Consider the following 2,066-nt stretch of genomic DNA (forward strand, 5'->3'; position numbering starts at 1 on the left):
AGGCACGTCTGCGCGAGCAGGCCAGCGTCGGTGAAACCGTGGTGGTGGCCCAGGACAGCCCGACCGGCAAGCAGCTGGTGGCCTATGTGGTGCCGGCTGACGCTGCGTTGGCCGAGCCGGGCCCAGCCCAGGTCGAGTTCCGTGAAGCACTGCGCCGTGCGTTGAAAACCCGCTTGCCGGACTACATGGTGCCGGCGCATTTCATGTTCCTGGCGCAAATGCCGTTGACGCCCAACGGCAAGCTCGACCGCAAGGGTCTGCCGCAGCCGGACGCGGCGCAGTCCCAGGGCGTGTGGGTCGAGCCGGTTACCGAATTGCAGCAACAGATTGCGGCGATCTGGGCCGATGTGCTCGGTGCTGAGCGGGTAGGGCTTACCGATCATTTCTTTGAAATGGGTGGGCATTCGTTGCTGGCCATGCAGGTGATTTCCCGCGTGCGTCACTTGCTGGGGCACGAAGTGGCCCTGCGCACGCTGTTCGAACAGCCACAACTGGAAGGGTTTGTGCTGGCCTTGCAGGCCGTGGACGCGACCCCGCTGGCCCCGCCGATGTTGGCGGTGCCCCGTGACCGTGAGTTGCCGCTGTCCTACGCCCAGGAACGCCAGTGGTTCCTCTGGCAACTGGAGCCCGACAGTGCCGCCTACCACGTACCCAACGCCTTGCGCCTGAGCGGGCAACTGGACCGGGCGGCGTTGCAGCGCAGCTTCGATACCTTGCTGGAACGCCATGAAACCCTGCGCACCGTGTTCGTCAGTGAAGGCGAGCGCACCGTGCAGCGTATCCTGCCGTCGGTTCCCCTGGCCCTGGACGAGGCCCGGCTGGAACAGGCCTCGCCGGCCCAGGTGCAGGCGCGGGTGGAGGCGGAAATCGCCAGGCCGTTCGACTTGCGTCAGGGCCCGTTGCTGCGGGTCAGCCTGTTGCAACTGAGCGCGCAGGAGCATGTGCTGGTGCTGGTGCAGCACCATATCGTTTCCGATGGCTGGTCGATGCAGGTGATGGTCGATGAGCTGGTGCAGCTGTATGCCGCGTTCAGCCAGGGCCAGTCGGCGCAGTTGCCGGCGATGCCACTGCAATACGCCGACTACGCCCTGTGGCAACGCGATTGGATGGAGGCTGGTGAACAACAGCGTCAACTGAACTACTGGCGCCATCTGCTCGGCGGCGAACAGCCGGTGCTGGAGCTGCCGCTGGACCATCCGCGCCCGGCAGTGCAAAGCTATCGCGGCGCACGCCTGGACGTCGACCTCGACGCCGGCATCGTCGCCGGTCTCAAGGCCCTGGCCCAGCGCGAAGGCGTGACCCTGTTCATGCTGTTGCTGGCTTCGTTCCAGACCCTGTTGCACCGTTACAGCGGGCAGTCCGACATTCGTATCGGCGTGCCGATCGCCAACCGCAACCGCGTGGAGACCGAGCGGCTGATCGGCTTCTTCGTCAACACCCAGGTGCTCAAGGCCGATATCGACGGGCAGATGAGCTTTGTGCAACTGCTGGCTCAGGTCAAACAGCGGGCGCTGGAGGCCCAGAGTCACCAGGACTTGCCCTTCGAACAGTTGGTGGAAGCGCTGCAACCGGAGCGTAGCCTGAGCCTCAACCCGCTGTTCCAGGTGATGTTCAACCATCAGTCCGAAGCCCGCGTACCCCGTGGCGAGCAATTGCCCGGCCTGTGTGTGGAAGGGCTGGAGTGGGACAGCCACACGGCCCATTTCGATTTGAGCCTCGACACTCAGGAGTCCGCCGACGGCCTGTGGGCGTCCCTGAGTTATGCCACCGACCTGTTCGAAGCGGCCACCGTGGCGCGTCTGGCGCAACACTGGCAGCACCTGTTGCAGGCGGTGGTCGCCGATGCCCGGCAGCCGATTGGCGCCTTGGCGCTGCTCGACCGCCAGGAGCAGGTGCGCATGCTGCACCAGTGGAATGCCGGCGGCCCGGCGACTTCGGTTCAGCAGGCGGTGCATCGGTTGTTCGAAGCCCAGGTGCAACAGCGTCCCGACGCGGTTGCCCTGTGCCTGGGCGAGCAGTCGATCAGTTATGCCGAGCTGAACCGCCGGGCCAACCGCCTGGCCCAT

Annotated in this window: 1 protein-coding gene; it reads left to right on the top strand. The window is 65.5% G+C overall.

The window, feature by feature from the left end; genetic code table 11:
* On the top strand, nt 1-2,066 hold a 2,066-nt coding region (locus ACW9IN_RS30045), incomplete at both ends, for a condensation domain-containing protein (RefSeq protein ID WP_457369234.1).

It is taken from the genome of Pseudomonas sp. SDO5271_S396, from assembly GCF_054071795.1.